This window comes from Microbacterium sp. NPDC055903 (assembly GCF_053615555.1).
On sequence record NZ_JBSHCA010000001.1, the window covers coordinates 1,249,078 to 1,264,235 of the forward strand.

General features: G+C 70.8%; 10 protein-coding genes. 5 read left to right on the forward strand and 5 right to left on the reverse strand.

Translation table 11 applies throughout. The features are described from left to right. Position 1: 1 nt before the first annotated feature. The 3 genes from ACWGJP_RS05720 to ACWGJP_RS05730 are packed head-to-tail and all read left to right on the forward strand — an operon-like array spanning position 2 to position 6,412. The gene (locus tag ACWGJP_RS05720) at positions 2–2,581 is read left to right on the forward strand and encodes a glycosyl hydrolase (protein WP_452328788.1); all 2,580 of its coding nucleotides are present in this window, start codon (positions 2–4) and stop codon (positions 2,579–2,581) included. Next, positions 2,578–5,370: an FAD-binding and (Fe-S)-binding domain-containing protein gene (locus ACWGJP_RS05725; protein ID WP_452328789.1), complete on the forward strand. Its 2,793-nt coding sequence runs from the start codon at positions 2,578–2,580 to the stop codon at positions 5,368–5,370. Before ACWGJP_RS05720 ends, ACWGJP_RS05725 begins: the two co-directional genes overlap by 4 nt. 4 nt (positions 5,371–5,374) lie before the next feature. After that, on the forward strand, positions 5,375–6,412 hold the full coding sequence (locus ACWGJP_RS05730; RefSeq protein WP_452328790.1) for a LacI family DNA-binding transcriptional regulator: 1,038 nt from the start codon (positions 5,375–5,377) through the stop codon (positions 6,410–6,412). Positions 6,413–6,585: 173 nt separating this feature from the next. On the opposite strand, the gene ACWGJP_RS05735 is transcribed toward ACWGJP_RS05730, so the two are convergent. From ACWGJP_RS05735 to ACWGJP_RS05755, 5 genes are all read right to left on the reverse strand, one after another. Beyond that, complete coding sequence (locus tag ACWGJP_RS05735) at positions 6,586–8,115, reverse strand: DUF6716 putative glycosyltransferase (protein WP_452328791.1); 1,530 nt, start codon at positions 8,113–8,115, stop codon at positions 6,586–6,588. After that, on the reverse strand, positions 8,112–8,984 hold the full coding sequence (locus tag ACWGJP_RS05740) for an N-acetylneuraminate synthase family protein (protein ID WP_452328792.1): 873 nt from the start codon (positions 8,982–8,984) through the stop codon (positions 8,112–8,114). The genes ACWGJP_RS05735 and ACWGJP_RS05740 overlap by 4 nt, the downstream gene beginning before the upstream one ends. Before the next feature lie 167 nt (positions 8,985–9,151). Beyond that, the gene (locus ACWGJP_RS05745; protein WP_452329499.1) at positions 9,152–10,285 is read right to left on the reverse strand and encodes a cytidylyltransferase domain-containing protein; all 1,134 of its coding nucleotides are present in this window, start codon (positions 10,283–10,285) and stop codon (positions 9,152–9,154) included. Positions 10,286–10,491: 206 nt separating this feature from the next. Then, a complete protein-coding gene (locus ACWGJP_RS05750) occupies positions 10,492–11,841 on the reverse strand; it encodes a polysialyltransferase family glycosyltransferase (RefSeq protein ID WP_452328793.1) in 1,350 nt (449 codons plus the stop codon). Beyond that, positions 11,838–12,815 (reverse strand): glycosyltransferase family 2 protein, encoded by a 978-nt coding sequence (locus tag ACWGJP_RS05755; RefSeq protein ID WP_452328794.1) that lies wholly within the window; start codon positions 12,813–12,815, stop codon positions 11,838–11,840. Before ACWGJP_RS05755 ends, ACWGJP_RS05750 begins: the two co-directional genes overlap by 4 nt. A 105-nt stretch (positions 12,816–12,920) precedes the next feature. Here ACWGJP_RS05755 and ACWGJP_RS05760 point away from each other — a divergent pair, with 105 nt between their 5' ends. Continuing rightward, positions 12,921–13,880 (forward strand): hypothetical protein, encoded by a 960-nt coding sequence (locus ACWGJP_RS05760; RefSeq protein ID WP_452328795.1) that lies wholly within the window; start codon positions 12,921–12,923, stop codon positions 13,878–13,880. Positions 13,881–14,064: 184 nt separating this feature from the next. Further along, complete coding sequence (locus ACWGJP_RS05765; RefSeq protein ID WP_452328796.1) at positions 14,065–15,150, forward strand: hypothetical protein; 1,086 nt, start codon at positions 14,065–14,067, stop codon at positions 15,148–15,150. Positions 15,151–15,158 lie beyond the last annotated feature (8 nt).

Here is a 15,158-nt window from a genome sequence, read left to right on the forward strand (position 1 = left end):
CATGACGATGCCAGACACCGCTCTCACCGAACTCAGCGCCGGCTTCGCCTCGCCTCCGGACGACGCCAGGCCGATGATGCGCTGGTGGTGGTTCGGACCGCGTGTGGAGCGTGCGGACCTGCTCGCGGACCTCGACGCCATGCGCGCCGCAGGGATCGGCGGAGTCGAGCTCTCCGTCGTCTATCCGCTCTCCGACGACTCCGACCGCTACCTCTCCACGTCGTTCCTGGCGGATGCGCGCTTCGCCGCGGAGGCGGCAGCCGAGCGCGGGATGCGCTTCGATCTCACCCTCGGCAGCGGCTGGTCGTTCGGAGGCCACCACATCACCGACGAGACCGCGGCGCGCAAACTCTCCTGGGACCGAAGGGACATCGGCATCGCAGCCGCCGATATCCCCGTGGTGACGGCCTGGCCGGGCGACAGGTTCGTGGCCGCCTACGTCGGCGACGGCTCGATACAGGAGCCGCCGGAGGAGTACACCTTCGTCCCGGTCGTGAACGACATCCTGCGCATCCCCGAGGGCAAGGGCCCTCGCCTGCTCCTGCTGTGCACCGCGCGGCTCACCGGTCAGCAGGTCAAGCGCGCCGCGGTCGGCGCGGAGGGCCCGGTGCTCGACCACTTCAACAAGGCTGCCGCCGAGGCCCACATCGCCGCCGTCTGCGATCCCCTCCTCGACGCCGTCCCCGCCGAGCTGCTCGGCTCGGTCTTCTGCGACAGCCTCGAGGCCTATGCCGCCGACTGGACGCCGGAGGTGCTCGAGGCGTTCCTGGCGAAGCACGGCTACGACCCGCTCCCCGAACTTCATCACCTGCACACCGGGTCCTCCTCTGGCGGCGGCCTCCGCGCCGACTACTACGCGGTGCTCACCGAGCTGTACGAGCAGAACTTCGTCGTGCCGCTGCGCACCTGGGCGGCGAAGCGCGGCGTCGCCTTCCGCATCCAGGGCTACGGCGAGCCGCCCGCAGGGATCAGCAGCTACCGGTTCGCGGATGCCTTCGAGGGCGAGGGCTGGGGATGGCGCGAGCTCACCCAGACTCGATGGGCCACCTCCGCCGCCCATCTCTACGACCGCGACGTGGTCTCCTCGGAGACCTGGACGTGGATCCACTCGCCGTCGTTCCGCGCCAGCCCGATGGACCTGCGCGGCGAGGCGCACGAGCACATCCTCGCGGGGATCAACCAGTTCATCGGTCACGGCTGGCCGCATTCGCCGTCCTCGGCGCCCGGCAAGGGCTGGATGCTCTACGCGGCAGGAGCATTCGACACCCGAAACCCCTGGTCGCCGGCGCTCCCCGGCCTCATGGCGTACCTGCACCGCCTGTCGTGGCTGATGCGGCAGGGCCGTCACATCGCCGACGTGGGCGTGTACACGAGTCCCCGAGCCGTGGGGGCGATGCTGCGCTCGGGCGAGCCGAGCGAGCTGAACCTCTGGCGATCCACGAAGGACTTCGTCGGCGACGCGCTGACCGGAGCCCTCCGCGAGGGCGGCTTCGACTACGACGCCTGGGACGACGATGCGGTCCTCCCCGCACTCGACCGGTACCGGGCGCTGGTGCTCCCCCGTGGATCGATCGTGCCGGATCAGGTCGCCGCGCGTCTGTCGGCGCGCATCGCCAAAGGCGGGATCGTGCTCGCGATAGGCGCTGCTCCCGCGAACGTTCCCCGTGCGACCGTCGTCGAGGACGAGACGGCGCTCACGGGGCGCCTCATCGAACTCCTCGGCGGTGCAGACGCCGCGACGGATGCGGAGGACGTCGGCATCGTGCACCGTTCGATCGACGACGTCGAGGTGTACTTCGTCGCCAACACCGGAGCCGAAGAGGTCCTGACCCGACTTCGCACGCGCACGCCCTTCGGCGACGCCCACCGATGGGATGCCGCCACGGGCACGACACGAGCGATCGCGGCCGATGACTCCGGCATCCCTCTGCATCTCGAACCCTATGCAGCGACGGTGATCGTCACGACACCCGTGGCCGTGACAGAGAGCGCGGCAGAGGTGTCGCCGACGGGGTCGAATGCCGTGCGGATCGAGCTGCCGGCGTGGTCGGTGCGATTCCTGGGCGACGACGATGCCGTCCCCGTCGAGCTGCCGCACGTGTGGGAGCTCGACGGGAGAGCGGACTACTCCGGAAGCGCCGAATACGCCACGGTGATCGCGTTCGATGAGCAGCCGCCCGCCGACCTGGTCCTCGACCTCGGGCACTGCATCCCGCACGCCGCAGGCGACCACGACGAGATCGGCATCCGCGGACGCTCGTTCCGCGTCGCGATCGCCCCTCCGATCGGCGAGATCGCCGAGGTGTTCGTGAACGGTCGGCTCGCAGGCGTCGTCTGGGGCACGCCGTACCGACTCGCCGTCGGCGCATTGCTGCACGTCGGCGAGAACACCATCGTGCTGAGGGTGTCCAATACGGGCGGCAATGCCGTCGCCGCGGACCCGCACGTGGTCGCGGATGCCGAGGCGACCACGGCGACGTTCGGGCGCCGATTCCGGATGCAGGACTTCGACCTCGCCGCCGATCGGGTGCGCTCGGGCTTGGCATCCGTGCCGGTGCTGCGCACCGGCATCCGAGCGTGAGCATCGTCACCTCGGCGCTGCCGGAGCTGCGAGCCGCGCTCGGCGATCGCATCGACACCGGCATCCGTCGACGAGCCGAGTACTCCAGCGACGCCTCCAACTATCGAGTCGTACCGGAGGCTGTCGTCTTCCCTCAGGATGCGGACGATGTCGTCGCGGCGGTACGCGTGGCCAGAGAGCATCGCTTGCCCGTCACCGCCAGGGGCGCAGGCACGTCGATCGCGGGCAATGCCATCGGCGCAGGACTCGTGCTCGACCTCAGCGGACTCGACCGCGTCATCGAGATCGACCCGGAGGCGCGGACTGCCCGGGTGCAGGCCGGTGTCGTGCTCGCCGATCTGCAACACGCCGCCGCTGCACACGGGCTCAGATTCGGCCCGGACCCCTCGTCGCAGTCCCGGTGCACGATCGGCGGGATGATCGGCAACAACGCGTGCGGCCCGAGGGCGATGCGCTGGGGCCGCACATCCGACAACGTCATCGCCTTGCGGATCGTCGACGGGACGGGACGCATCCGCGAGCTCGGCCCCACCGGCGCCATCCCGGAGCTGGACGGGGTGACCGACGCGCATCTCGCCACCATCCGCACCGAGTTCGGCCGCTACGCCAGACAAGGGTCCGGGTTCGGTCTCGAGCATCTGCTGCCGGAGAACGGCAGGGATGCGGCGAAGGCGTTCGTCGGCACAGAAGGAGCCTGCGGCGTCGTCCTCGAGGCGACGCTCCGGCTCGTACCGGTGCCGACCGCCACCGCGCTGACAGTGCTCGGCTACGGCGACATCGCCAGCGCGGCCGACGACGTGCCCGCCCTCCTGCCTCTCGCGCCGATCGCCATCGAGAGCCTCGACGCCCAGCTCGTCGAGGTGGTGCGGCGAGCCGGTGGCGCCATCCCTCCCCTGCCGGAAGGCAGGGCGTGGCTGTTCGTCGAGACCGCCGGCGAAGACCAGGCGGAGGCCGTGGCTGCGGCGAGCCGGATCGCCGAGGCGGCATCCACCGCCGACACGGCCGTGCTCCCCGCCGGTGCCGCCGCGACACGGCTGTGGGGCATCAGGGCGGACGGCGTCGGTCTCGCCGGTCGCACCGCCGAAGGAGCACCGGCGTGGGCCGGGTGGGAGGACGCATCCGTGCCGCCGGAGCACCTCGGCGACTATCTTCGAGCCTTCGACGCGCTGAAGGCCGCGCACGGCGTCAGCGGCCTCAGCTACGGCCACTTCGGCGACGGCTGCGTGCATACCCGTATCGACTACCCGATCGCCGACGATCCCGAGGGTTTCGCCCGGTTCATCTCCGCCGCGGCGGAGCTCGTGCTGGAACGCGGTGGCTCGCCGTCCGGAGAGCACGGCGACGGCAGGGCCAGGGGCGAGCTGCTGCAGCAGATGTACTCTGCGGACGCGTTGCGCGCCTTCGCCGCCTTCCGTGCCGTCTTCGATCCCGACGGCATCCTCAATCCCGGCATCGTCGTCGACCCCGCCCCCATCGCAGCCGACCTGCGACTGCCCGGCGCACGTCCACTGCCCGCCATCGGGTTCGCATTCGCGCATGACGGCGGTGATCTGGGAGCAGCCGCACATCGTTGCACCGGCGTCGGCAAGTGCCGGACGAGTCAGGCGAACGCCGCGGGCTTCATGTGCCCGTCGTTCCGCGCCACCGGAGAGGAACGCAACACCACGAGGGCCCGCGCACGGGTGCTGCAGGAGGCCGTCAACGGCACGCTGGTCGACGGCATCCGTTCGCCCGCACTCGCCGACTCGCTCGATCTCTGTCTCTCGTGCAAGGCATGCTCATCGGACTGTCCGGCCGAGGTCGACATCGCCACCGTGAAGTCGGAGGTGCTGCACCAGAAGTATCACGGAAGGATCAGGCCGCTGAGTCACTACACGTTCGGACGCCTGCCGCAGTGGCTGCGCATCGCGGGCATCGCCCCGTGGGCGCTCGACGCTGTTCAGCGCATCCCCGGCATCCGCGCGCTGTTGATGAGCCTCATCGGGGCGGACCCTCGCCGCTCGCTGCCACGGCTCCCGTCTCGCTCACTCCAGCGCCGATGGCGGGCCAGGACCGCCCCGGAGCGCCCCGACGTGCTGATCTGGGCCGACAGCTTCACCGACCGCATCTCCCCCGAGGTCGGTGAGGCGGCCATCGCCGTGCTCGAGGATGCCGGCTATCGCGTGGGACTCGTCCCTCCCGGTGTGTGCTGCGGTCTCACCTGGATCACCACGGGACAGCTCGACGGGGCACGTCGTCGTCTGAGAGCCGGCCTCGACGTGCTCGAACCGACGCTGGCCGACGGCATCCCGATCATAGGTCTGGAACCCTCGTGCACGGCGGTGCTGCGCAAGGACGTCGTCGAGCTGCTGCCCGACGACCCTCGGGCCAGGCAAGCGGCCGCGGCCGTCCGGACGCTGGCGGAGTTCCTGACCGATCCGTCCGCGCCGCACGCGACGAGCTGGCAGCCGCCCGATCTCAGCGGGACGCGCGTCATCGCCCAGCCGCACTGCCACCAGCACGCGGTGATGGGTTTCGCCGCCGACGCCGAGCTGTTGCGTCGCAGCGGCGCGGAGGTCGACACGCTGAGCGGATGCTGCGGGATGGCAGGCAACTTCGGCATGGAGGCCGGTCACTACGAGCTCTCCGCCTCGGTCGCGGAACTCGCGCTCGCACCCCGCGTGCGGGCCGACCCGGGGGCCGTGGTGCTCGCAGACGGGCTCTCGTGCCGCACACAGGCCGTGGATCTGCTGGCGCATGACTCGGTGCATCTGGCTGAGCTGATCCGTCCGCCGCGCGGGGTAGCGTAGCGGGGTGGACACGCCTCGACGCGAGAGAGTCGGCGTCCGGGAGGTCGCCGTCGCTGCCGGCGTTTCCCTGGGGACCGTCTCGCACTACCTGAACACTCCTGACCGGGTGTCGGAGGAGAAGCGCGCCCGCATCCAGGCCGCCATCGATGAGCTGGGCTTCGTGCGCAACAGCGCCGCCGGGCAGCTGCGCAACGGCCGCAACGCCCTGGTCGGTTATCTTGCGCCCGAGATCTCGACGCCATACTTCGGCGCGGTCTCCGAGGGCGTCGAGCGCCGCGCCTCGGAGATCGGCTACTCCGTTCTGATCGCGAGCTCGCACGGAGCGGAGGACCGGGAGATCTCCTACCTCGACATGTTCGAGCAGCAACGCGTGCAGGGCATCCTCGTCGCAGCGCGCCATGACATCGAGGACAAACTCGCAGAGATCCGTCGCCGAGGAATCCCCTCGGTGCTCGTGAGCCGCCAGGCGCGCGGTGCGGATCAGCCCTCCGTCACGGTGGACGATGTGCGGGGCGGCGAGCTGGTCGGAGAACACTTGCTCGACACCGGCCGTCGCCGCATCGCCTTCATCGGCGGGCCATTCGCCATCCGCCAGGTCGCCGACCGATTCGCAGGCCTTCAGGAGGCCATGCGCCCGGCCCTGACGAGCACCGTCGAGGTCATCGATACGCCGAACCGGTCGCTCGAGGACGGTGTGCGCATTGGACGGATGCTCGCCGCACGCCCCGCCTCCGAGCGACCGGATGCCGTCTTCGCCGTGAACGACCTCCTCGCCATGGGCGTCATGCAGGCGCTCGTGGCCGAGGGCTCTGTTCGCGTGCCCGAAGACGTCGCGGTGGTGGGCTACGACGACGTGCCCTTCGCCGCCGCATCCGTGATCCCGCTCTCCTCGGTGCGCGCGACGCGCGCGGGGTACGGCGAAGCCGCCTTCGACCTGCTCCTCGCGCAGATGCAGTCCGGCCGCCGCACGGGTGAACCGGCCTCGCACCTGGTGTTCCAGCCCGAGCTCTTCGTGCGCTCATCCAGCGCGACCACCATCTGACACGGCCCGAGCGACCTGGTCGCGGGCCCGCGGCATCCCCGCACCGCATCCCTGCCCTGCCCCCCCGCACCGGAGGAGATCGCTCGCATGGGAGGAGCCGACTCCACCGAAGCCTCCTCCGTAGCGGACGATCTCCTCCGAACGGGTTGCGGACGGACTTCTCGGACGCGGCCTCAGCGGCGGATCGAGTCGCGCAGCGGCGTCGGCTCCAGCGTGAAGTCCGTCGTGGGGTCGGCCCAGGTGTCCTCGCCCGCGCGCCCGCTCGAACGACGCACCGCGAGCATCGCGTTCACGAGCGGTGCACCGATGCCGAGAGCGACCGCACCGGAGAGAGTGCGGTCCTCCGATCCGAGCACGCTCTTGCGGTGCCACGCAGCGCGCAGCGCTCCCCCGCGGCCGGACGGCACGACACGCGGGCTGAGCAGCCCGGCGCGGCGGGCGGCGATGAGCTCGCGCGCCCGCTCCCACCAGTCGGTCTCGGCGGCGGGATGGAAGTAGTTGTCGCGCAGCCAGTCGGGATGCGGATGCCGGAACCGTCGACCGACGACCTCCTCGGCGCCGCCGAGCAGCCCGCTGCCGACGAAGACCGTGTTGAGCAGCTCCTTGTGCACGCCGAAGGTGTCGAGCGCGATCACCGGGATGCCGCGCGCCACCGCCTCGACGGCGGCCGTCGAGCTGACGGTGACGAGACCCTGGGCACGTTCGAGCGCGACCGCCATCGGCGCGTGCGAGAACACCAGGTTGCCAGGGCGGGTCGGGAGGAGATCGGCGTAGGCGTCCCGCTCGAGGTGCGTCTCGTGCTCACCCGGGCGCGAGCGCAGCTTGATCACCACGCGGCGGCTCGGATCGGCCTCTGCCGCGCTGAGCAGGATGCCGGCGAGGGCCGCCCTGTCGGCGCGGCTCCCAGGGACGAGCGCCTGGGAGGCGAACACGATGTCCGTCGCGCAGGGGCGCAGGAGATCCTCCGACTCGGGGCGCTCGGCGAGTGCGACGGCGGCGGGATGCTCGGCACGCACCGCACGCTTCGACAGGCTCAGCGAGCTCGTACGATCCGTTCCCTGAGCCCCAGCCGTTCCCTGAGCCCCAGCCGTTCCCTGAGCTTGTCGAAGGGAACCCGCCGCACGCTTCGACAGGCTCAGCGCGCGGGGAGACGAGCTCAGCGCGCGGGGAGACGAGCTCAGCGAACGGGCCGCCAGCCGCTCCCCGGCCTCCGCGAAGGGCAGCGTCGCCAGGGCGATCGGCACGTCGACGCCGGTCCTGCGGCCCAGCTCGGCGAAGGCGCGCTGCTCCCTGCGGGAGTGCACGACGAGCAGATCCGACTCCCGGCGGTACTCCAAGGCACCACGCTGCGCGGGGATCGCCATGCCGGGCAGACCGCTGATCACCACCGGCCGCTGCGCGAGCCGGTCGATGACCCGGGCGACGAGGCGCACGAACGGTCCTCGTCCGGCCAGCACCACGGCATCCGGCTGGTGTCCACCCAGCCAGCCAGCCAGCTCATCGGCGCCGAGCCGCGTGACGGCATCCTCCCCGAACCTGGTACCGGCGAGCGCGGCGACCTCCTGCCCTGCGCTCACGGTCAGCGGCGTCCGCACGATGAGCATGTGCGCCCTGATGTCGGGCACGGCGTCGAGCAGGTTCGCCGACCACTTCACGAAGGAGTCCGCGTCGGCGATGGCGACGACCCGCAGCGCTGCGCTCATGCCGGGACGCGACGCAGCTTCGCCATCGGCGCGAGCTCCCCGGGGAACACGCGCTTGATGCCGTCGCCCAGCGCCGTCTCGATGACGCGGATGTCGCGCACGAGGTGGTCGAGCCCGCCGGGCTCGAGCGAGGCGGCATGGTCCGACCCCCACATGGTGCGATCGAGCGTGATGTGGCGCTCGATCGCGACCGCGCCGAGGGCGACGGCGGCGAGCGAGATCTGCAGGCCTCGCTCGTGGCCCGAGTATCCGACCGGCACACCGGGGTAGCGGTCGCGCAGCGAGGCGATGACCCGGAGGTTCGCCTCCTCCGGTTCCATCGGGTAGGTCGAGGTGGCGTGCATGAGCACAACGCGGTCGGTGCCGAGGGTGTCCAGCGCCCTGTCGATCTGCTCGAGCGTGGACATACCCGTGGAGAGGATCACCGGTTTCCCGGTCTCACGCAGGGCGAGCAGCAGCTCGGTGTCGGTCAGGCTCGCGGAGGCGACCTTGTGCGCGACGACGTTCAGGTCCTCGAGGAGCTCCACGCTCGGGACGTCCCAGGGCGAGGCGAACCAGTCCAGACCCCGCATGGTCGCGTAGTCGCCGATCTCGATGTACTCATCCCGTCCGAACTCCACGCGGCGACGGTAGTCGAGGTAGCTCATCGTTCCCCACGGCGTCTCGCGCGGGATGTCGCGCATGTGCTCCGGCGTGGCGATCTCCGGCGTGCGCTTCTGGAACTTCACGGCGTCGGCGCCGCTGTGCGCCGCGACGTCGATGAGGCGCTTGGCCAGCTCGACGTCGCCGTTGTGGTTCAGGCCGATCTCCGCGATCACGTAGACGGGCCTGCCGCCTCCGATGACGCGCGATCCGATGCTGACGGTCATGCTTCCTCCAGTCGTGGAACCCCCGGTCTCTCCTTGGTACGCGGCACGGGTGAACAGCGCGCGACCGCGTGGTTACCCCTGGTGGTCGGGATGCTGTCGCATCCGCCGCCTCTGGTCACAGAACCGGTGGCTCGCGCTCACGGAGGCCACCCGAATCGTGACCGGGGTCAGGCCTGCGCCAGCACGCGCTCGATGAGCTCGCGCACGGCGCCGTCACCGCCGTCGCGGGTCAGCACGATGCGTGCCTGCGCACGGACGAGCGGATGCGCGTCGGCCACCGCGACCGGCCAGCCGACCACGCTCATCGCGCCGAGGTCGTTCACGTCGTTGCCGAGGTACGCGATGTCGCCGAGCGCGATGCCTTCTTCGGCCGCCCATTCGGCGAGCGCGCGCGCCTTGTCGTCGATCCCCTGCAGCACGGGAACCCGGAGCTTGCTCCCCCGAGCGGCCACGACAGGGTTCGTCTCGGTCGACAGGATCAGCATCGGGATGCCTGCGCGACGCAGTCGCGAGACCCCCATCCCGTCCTCCCTGCTCACCCGCACGAGCTCGCGTCCTTCACTGTCGATCAGCGCGGTGTCATCGGTGTGCACACCGTCGAAATCGGTGACCACCGCCCGCACCGCGATCGGCTCCGCCTCGCCGACAAGCCCGGAGAGGGCGGATGCCACATCGAGGTGCTGCGCGTCGTCGATCTCGACCGCGGTCCACTCCGGCACCTCGACGATCCCCACCCTGCCGAAGAACCGGTGCCCTGCGGCGCGAAAGCCGGATGCCGGGAACGCGTAGAACGCGCCCGTCTCGAGGTAGTGCGGCTCACGGTCCTGCCGTCGCGGACGGCGGGTCGCGTCGTGGTTGATGGCCTCGGCCGCGCCGTCGGCGTCGCGTCGCCAGAGGAAGCCGTAGGTCTCGTGCGCGGAGAACACGCTGTCGTGGTCTCCGCTGCGCAGCATCCGCACCGCCTCGTCGATGCCGGCAGCGGGGACGAACGGGCTGGTGGCCTGGACGAAGACGACGATCCCGGGAGGCAGGCCGTCGCGCTCCAACTCGTCCAGGGCGTGCAGCACGGCACTCTCGGAGGAGGCCGTGTCGCCGGAGAGCTCGGCCGGACGCCGGATGACCCTCGCGCCCGCTGCCGAAGCCACCCCGGCGATCTCGTCGTCGTCGGTGGAGACCACGACGAGGTCCACCGCCGTCGCCGCCGCGGCCGAGCGAACGGCGCGCTCGACGAGGGGGACGCCCCCGACCCGGCGGACGTTCTTGCGGGGCACGCCCTTCGACCCGCCCCGCGCCGGAATGATCGCGACCGTACGGAGGGCATCGCTCGCGGCGTTCCCCCCAGAGCTCGCTGAGCCCGTCGAAGCGCGCGGAACGTTCCTCCCAAAGCTCGCTGAGCCTGTCGAAGCGTGCGAACCGCTCCCTTCGACAAGCTCAGGGAACTCCCCACCCCCAGGAGACTCCTCGGGCTCGGGGGACTCCTCACGCCCGGGGAACTCCTCACGCTCGCTCATCGCCCACGCACCGCCTTCCATGCTCGTGCCGCGCGCCGACGCGCGCCGGCGGCGGTGAGTCGCAGCTCCTCGATGCGTCCGACACCGCCGCTCGATCGCAGCATCCGCCGCACCGCTCCTTCCGCCGGAGCCCCTGGCAGCCTGAGCTCCGCGAGACGACGCGCGCCGACATAGCGCTCGCGCTCACCGGCATCCGCCTCGGTGAGAAAGCGCTCCGCCCTCGGCCGCAGGTGCGCGGCGATCTCCGGCTGCATGGCGTAGCCGACGGCATCCACGAGCAGCTGGAGCCGGGCCGGATCGGTGTACGGCGAGTCCTCACGCGTGATCGCATCCACGATCGCGGCGGGGATGCGATTGCTGTTCTCGAACGGTGCCAGCCGCGCGAGAACGGTCGCCAGCCCGGCTGAGCCGATCGGGCGACCAGACAGGGTGCGGATGGTCGGGAGGGCCGTGGAGAAGCCGGCGACGACGCCGACGGCATCCAGACGGTCGGCGACGAGCTCCGCGGGGAGAACGCCCGCGTACTGCGCGAAGGAGACACGGTTCCTTCGCGCGCGTTCGCGCACGGCATCCGCCATGGCAGGAGGAGCGGCCGGATGCGGCTTGAAGACGATCCGACCCGGATTCCACCTCAGCGCCCTGTCGACCATCTCGGCCTGCATCGAGAGCTCCTCCGCCGGCGAGACCAGGCCGAGGGCCGAGAGGTACTGTCCGAGCACCAGCGCGGTCGGCGTCCCATCAGTCAGCTCCTCGAGCGCGGCGTCCTGGGTGTCGGTCTCCGCGAGCGCTGCGCGGAAGGCCGCCGGCGGGACGGGCACCCGCTCTGCTCCCGACTCGCCGAACAGCACCGGTTCCACACCCGGGACGACGTCGGCGTAGACGACGCGCCCGACCCGCTCGACCACCGATCGCGGGAGCGCCACCCTGATCGGCGAGTACGTCATCAGGCCGTCGCCGATGACGGTGATCCTCGCGTCCGGGAACAGCGACATCAGGGTCTTCGCCGGTGCGACCTGCGGGCTCTGCACGTAGAGCTCGATGTCGTCGTCGAGATTCCAGGCGCGAGCGAGAAGGCGGCGCAGCACGGGCAGCTCGGCGTCGTCCGGCGCCCAGGAGCTCGGATGCCGCGGGGTCAGCAGCGCGTCGAGCGATTCGACCCGGTCGAACCGTGCGCGCAGCGTCGCGAGGTTGGCCTGCACGTCGATCCCGATGGCCGTCTCGGGCACCCTCGCCGAGTTCACCGGCACGAGCACCCGCTCCCCGCCCTCGCCGAGCATCCGCGCGTCGATCGCTGCGGCAGCCGTCACCAGGCCGTAGGCGCTGTGCAGCACGAACAGGCCGGTCATGCCGTCCTCCCCGCCCTGCGCAGGTTTCGCGCCAGCACCCTGCGCCTCGGGCCGTCGAAGCGCTCCAGGGCCGAGGCCGTGGCCTGTTCGGGAAGACGTGCGAGCAGGCGCTGGATGCTCTCGCGCATCTCCCGCCGGAGCGCGGGCGCCATCCGCCGCGAGCGGACCATGTGGTGCGCGCTGAGCGCGAGCACGGTCCATACGGCCTTGGGCAGGAAGCACTCGGTCTCGGCATCCTGCTCGACGATGTCGATCACGCGCCCCAGCGCGCGTGCGAAGTCGAGCTGGCGACGGTCTCGGATCTGCGTCAGCGAGGTCGCCACTCCCCTGCGGTACAGCAGAGCCGGGGCATCGACGACGGCGAATGAGGATGCTCCGAGATGCAGCCGCCAGATCCACGGCCGGTCCTCCGCCGTGAAGAGGCCGTCGTCGAAGGCGGCCAGCCCCGACTCGATGAGGCGGCTGTGGAAGAGGCCCGCCCAGGCGTAGGGGTAGTCGACCATCGTCGTGTCGTCCGCGGGGAGGATCGCGGTGCGGGGCGATGCCGCGATACCGCGCCAGGTGTGCGGGGCGCGTACGAGGACACGATCGGTGCCCGTGACCCTGACGTGGTCGGTGCGGAGGAAGTCGACGTCCAGCTCGCGCAGGCGTTGGTGCAGCACCTCGAGCCGGTGCGGCTGCATCCAGTCGTCACCGTCGATGAAGCAGAACGTCTCGGTGTCCACGTGCGCGAGTCCCGCGTTGCGGGCGCTGGCGAGGCCCAGCGGTCGCCGGTGAGTGATCACCTCCGCATGCGGGAAGCGGTCGGCGTAGCGGCGCATGATGGCGCCGGTGCCGTCGCTCGATCCGTCGTCGATCGCGACGAGCTTCACGGCGGACGCATCCTCGAACTGCCGGAGGAGGGTCTCCAACGTCGTTCCGATGTACGGCGCGGCATCCTTGGCGGGGAGGATGACGGTGACGAGGGGACGCACGCACCGGATGGTCGCATCCGCGGGTGGACGGCCGGCGACGCGGCGGTGAACGCAGGGTGGCGTCGGCCCCGGATCTCGCACGGGCGCACCCGGTACCGTGAGGGCATGGAGTGGATCAGCGACCCGAACACCTCCGGCGCCTGGCTGAGGGAGCGACTGGACGACGACCCCGGCGTCGTCCCGCACGGCTACGAGGCGTACGCGCGGGTGCTGCATCCGGCATCCGTGCAGTGGATCCCCGGCGGCGTGATGCCCGCCCCGCAGGTGCTCTGGGACATGCCGGCCGCCGAGGCCGCCGGGCTGACCGAGCGGATGCGGGAGGCTCCGGCCACCTGGGCCGATGCCGCCGCCGCGTTCGGTACGACGCTGCATCCGCTGGCGCAGTGGCAGCATCTCGTCCGCACCCCGCCGGAGGAGGACTGGAACATGCGGGTCGCGCCGGACGGGCGCGCCTTCCACGCGCCGGCCGATGCCAGCATGGCTCCAGAGCTGCTCGCCGTGGTCGCCGCGCACCTCCTCGCGCACACGACGACGCCGGATGCCGGCTGTGCGGCGCTCTTCGAGGGGATCGGCGGGCTGGTCGGATACTTCGGAGCCAACCCCGCACGCGGTATTTTCGTGCACAGCGAGGATCCGAACCATCAGCGCCTGCTCGACCGCAGCGCCCACGACGTCTTCAACAACATGTTCCGCAAGCCGGTCTGGCAGGAGGGCATCCTCTCGCGGGAGATCTCCGAGGGTCCGCGCCTAGAGCTCCCGGATCGGGCCCACGTGCTGTTCTCGGCCGCGCCGCGCACCTTCGCCGACCCCGCGTGGATCCTCGATGCGCCTTGGCGCGACCGGGAGGCCGAGCTCCGCGGCTTCCCGCCGTCCGCGGAGCATCCCAGCATCATCTGGCCGGAGGACCGCGCCTGGGTGATGGTGAGCGAGATCGACTTCGACTCAACGGTCATCGCAGGCTCCGCCGCGCTCGTGGCTGAGATCTGCGCGGATGAACGGCTCGAGGTGTTCGTGATCCCGGAGGACGCCGACCTGAGCTGGGACGGCGACACGATCAACCGCTGACGCGCGCGTCGTTCCCTGAGCGCGCGTCCGTTCCCTGAGCCTGTCGAAGGGAACCCACCCGCACGCTTCGATAGGTTCAGCGAGCAATCGCTTCGACAGGCTCAGCGAGCAAACGCTTCGACAGGCTCAGCGAGCAATCGCTTCGATACGCTCACCCCGGAACACCTGCTTGTAGCGTGGTCGGGTGAGTCAGCCAGCCGCCGCCCGTGACCTCGACACCCGCGCGCTCACCGATCCCGTGTCTCCCGCAGCGCTGCGCGCGTTCGCTGCGCAGTCGTCGCGGCCCCTCCCCTGGGTGCGCATCCTGGTGGTGGTGGTCGTCGTGATCGGCGGCATCGCGGCCCTCGTCCCGATCATCGGGATCTTCGTCTCCGCCACGCAGACCTCGGGGGCGACGCTCGCCGCTCTCCTTCCCGGCGTCCTCATCGTCGGCGCGGCCATCGCCCTGGTCACGACCGGCGTGCTCGCCTGGCGCCGCGGCAGGATCAGGCGCTTCCGGCTGGCGCGCTTCGCGATCGCCAACGGCATGGAGTACCAGGCGCGGATGGACGACCCGGTCTTTCCCGGCATGATCTTCGGGCGAGGATCGTCCCGGATCTCCGAGGACCTCGTGCGCGCACGCTCTCCGCGCTTCGTCGAGTTCGGCAACTACCAGTACACGGTGAAATCGGGGAAGAACTCCACCACCCATCGCTGGGGGTACGTCGCGATCCGGCTCGATGTGCCGCTGCCGAACATCGTTCTCGACGCGACGGGCAACAACTCGCTCTTCGGATCGAACCTCCCCGCATCGTTCCGCGACGACCAGCGACTGTCGCTGGAGGGCGACTTCGACCGCTACTTCCGGCTCTACTGCCCTGAGGGCTACGCGCGCGATGCCCTCTACCTGTTCACGCCGGACGTCATGGCCCGGTTCATCGACAACGCCGCGGAACTCGACGTCGAGATCGTCGACGACTGGCTCTTCCTCTACACGAGGCGCAGCGCATCCACGGTGGACCCTGCGACCTGGGAGTGGATGCTCGGGGTCGTCGATGCGCTCACCGTCAAGCTCGACCAGTGGGCCCGCTGGCGCGATGAGCGGCTGCCGGAGCAGGCAGTCGCAGGTCGGGCGTCAGGCGCCGCATCGCCGTTCGCCGCACCGCCCGGCATCGTCACACCCCCCGGGGTGGCCAGAGAGGGGCGCCGCCTCCGGCAGTCCGTGAATTGGGTGCCGATCGCCGTGATCGCGGCGGCCGCGGTGCTGTGGTTCGGGTTCCGCTGGTTCTGACGGACGTG

What these genes read in the sequence shown, in the direction of transcription:
- ACWGJP_RS05720 (WP_452328788.1), top strand. Translation starts at nt 2, where the DNA reads ATGACGATGCCAGACACCGCTCTCACCGAACTCAGCGCCGGCTTCGCC.
- ACWGJP_RS05735 (WP_452328791.1), bottom strand. Translation starts at nt 8,115, where the DNA reads ATGAGCGCAGCGCTGCGGGTCGTCGCCATCGCCGACGCGGACTCCTTC.
- ACWGJP_RS05740 (WP_452328792.1), bottom strand. Translation starts at nt 8,984, where the DNA reads ATGACCGTCAGCATCGGATCGCGCGTCATCGGAGGCGGCAGGCCCGTC.
- ACWGJP_RS05750 (WP_452328793.1), bottom strand. Translation starts at nt 11,841, where the DNA reads ATGACCGGCCTGTTCGTGCTGCACAGCGCCTACGGCCTGGTGACGGCT.
- ACWGJP_RS05760 (WP_452328795.1), top strand. Translation starts at nt 12,921, where the DNA reads ATGGAGTGGATCAGCGACCCGAACACCTCCGGCGCCTGGCTGAGGGAG.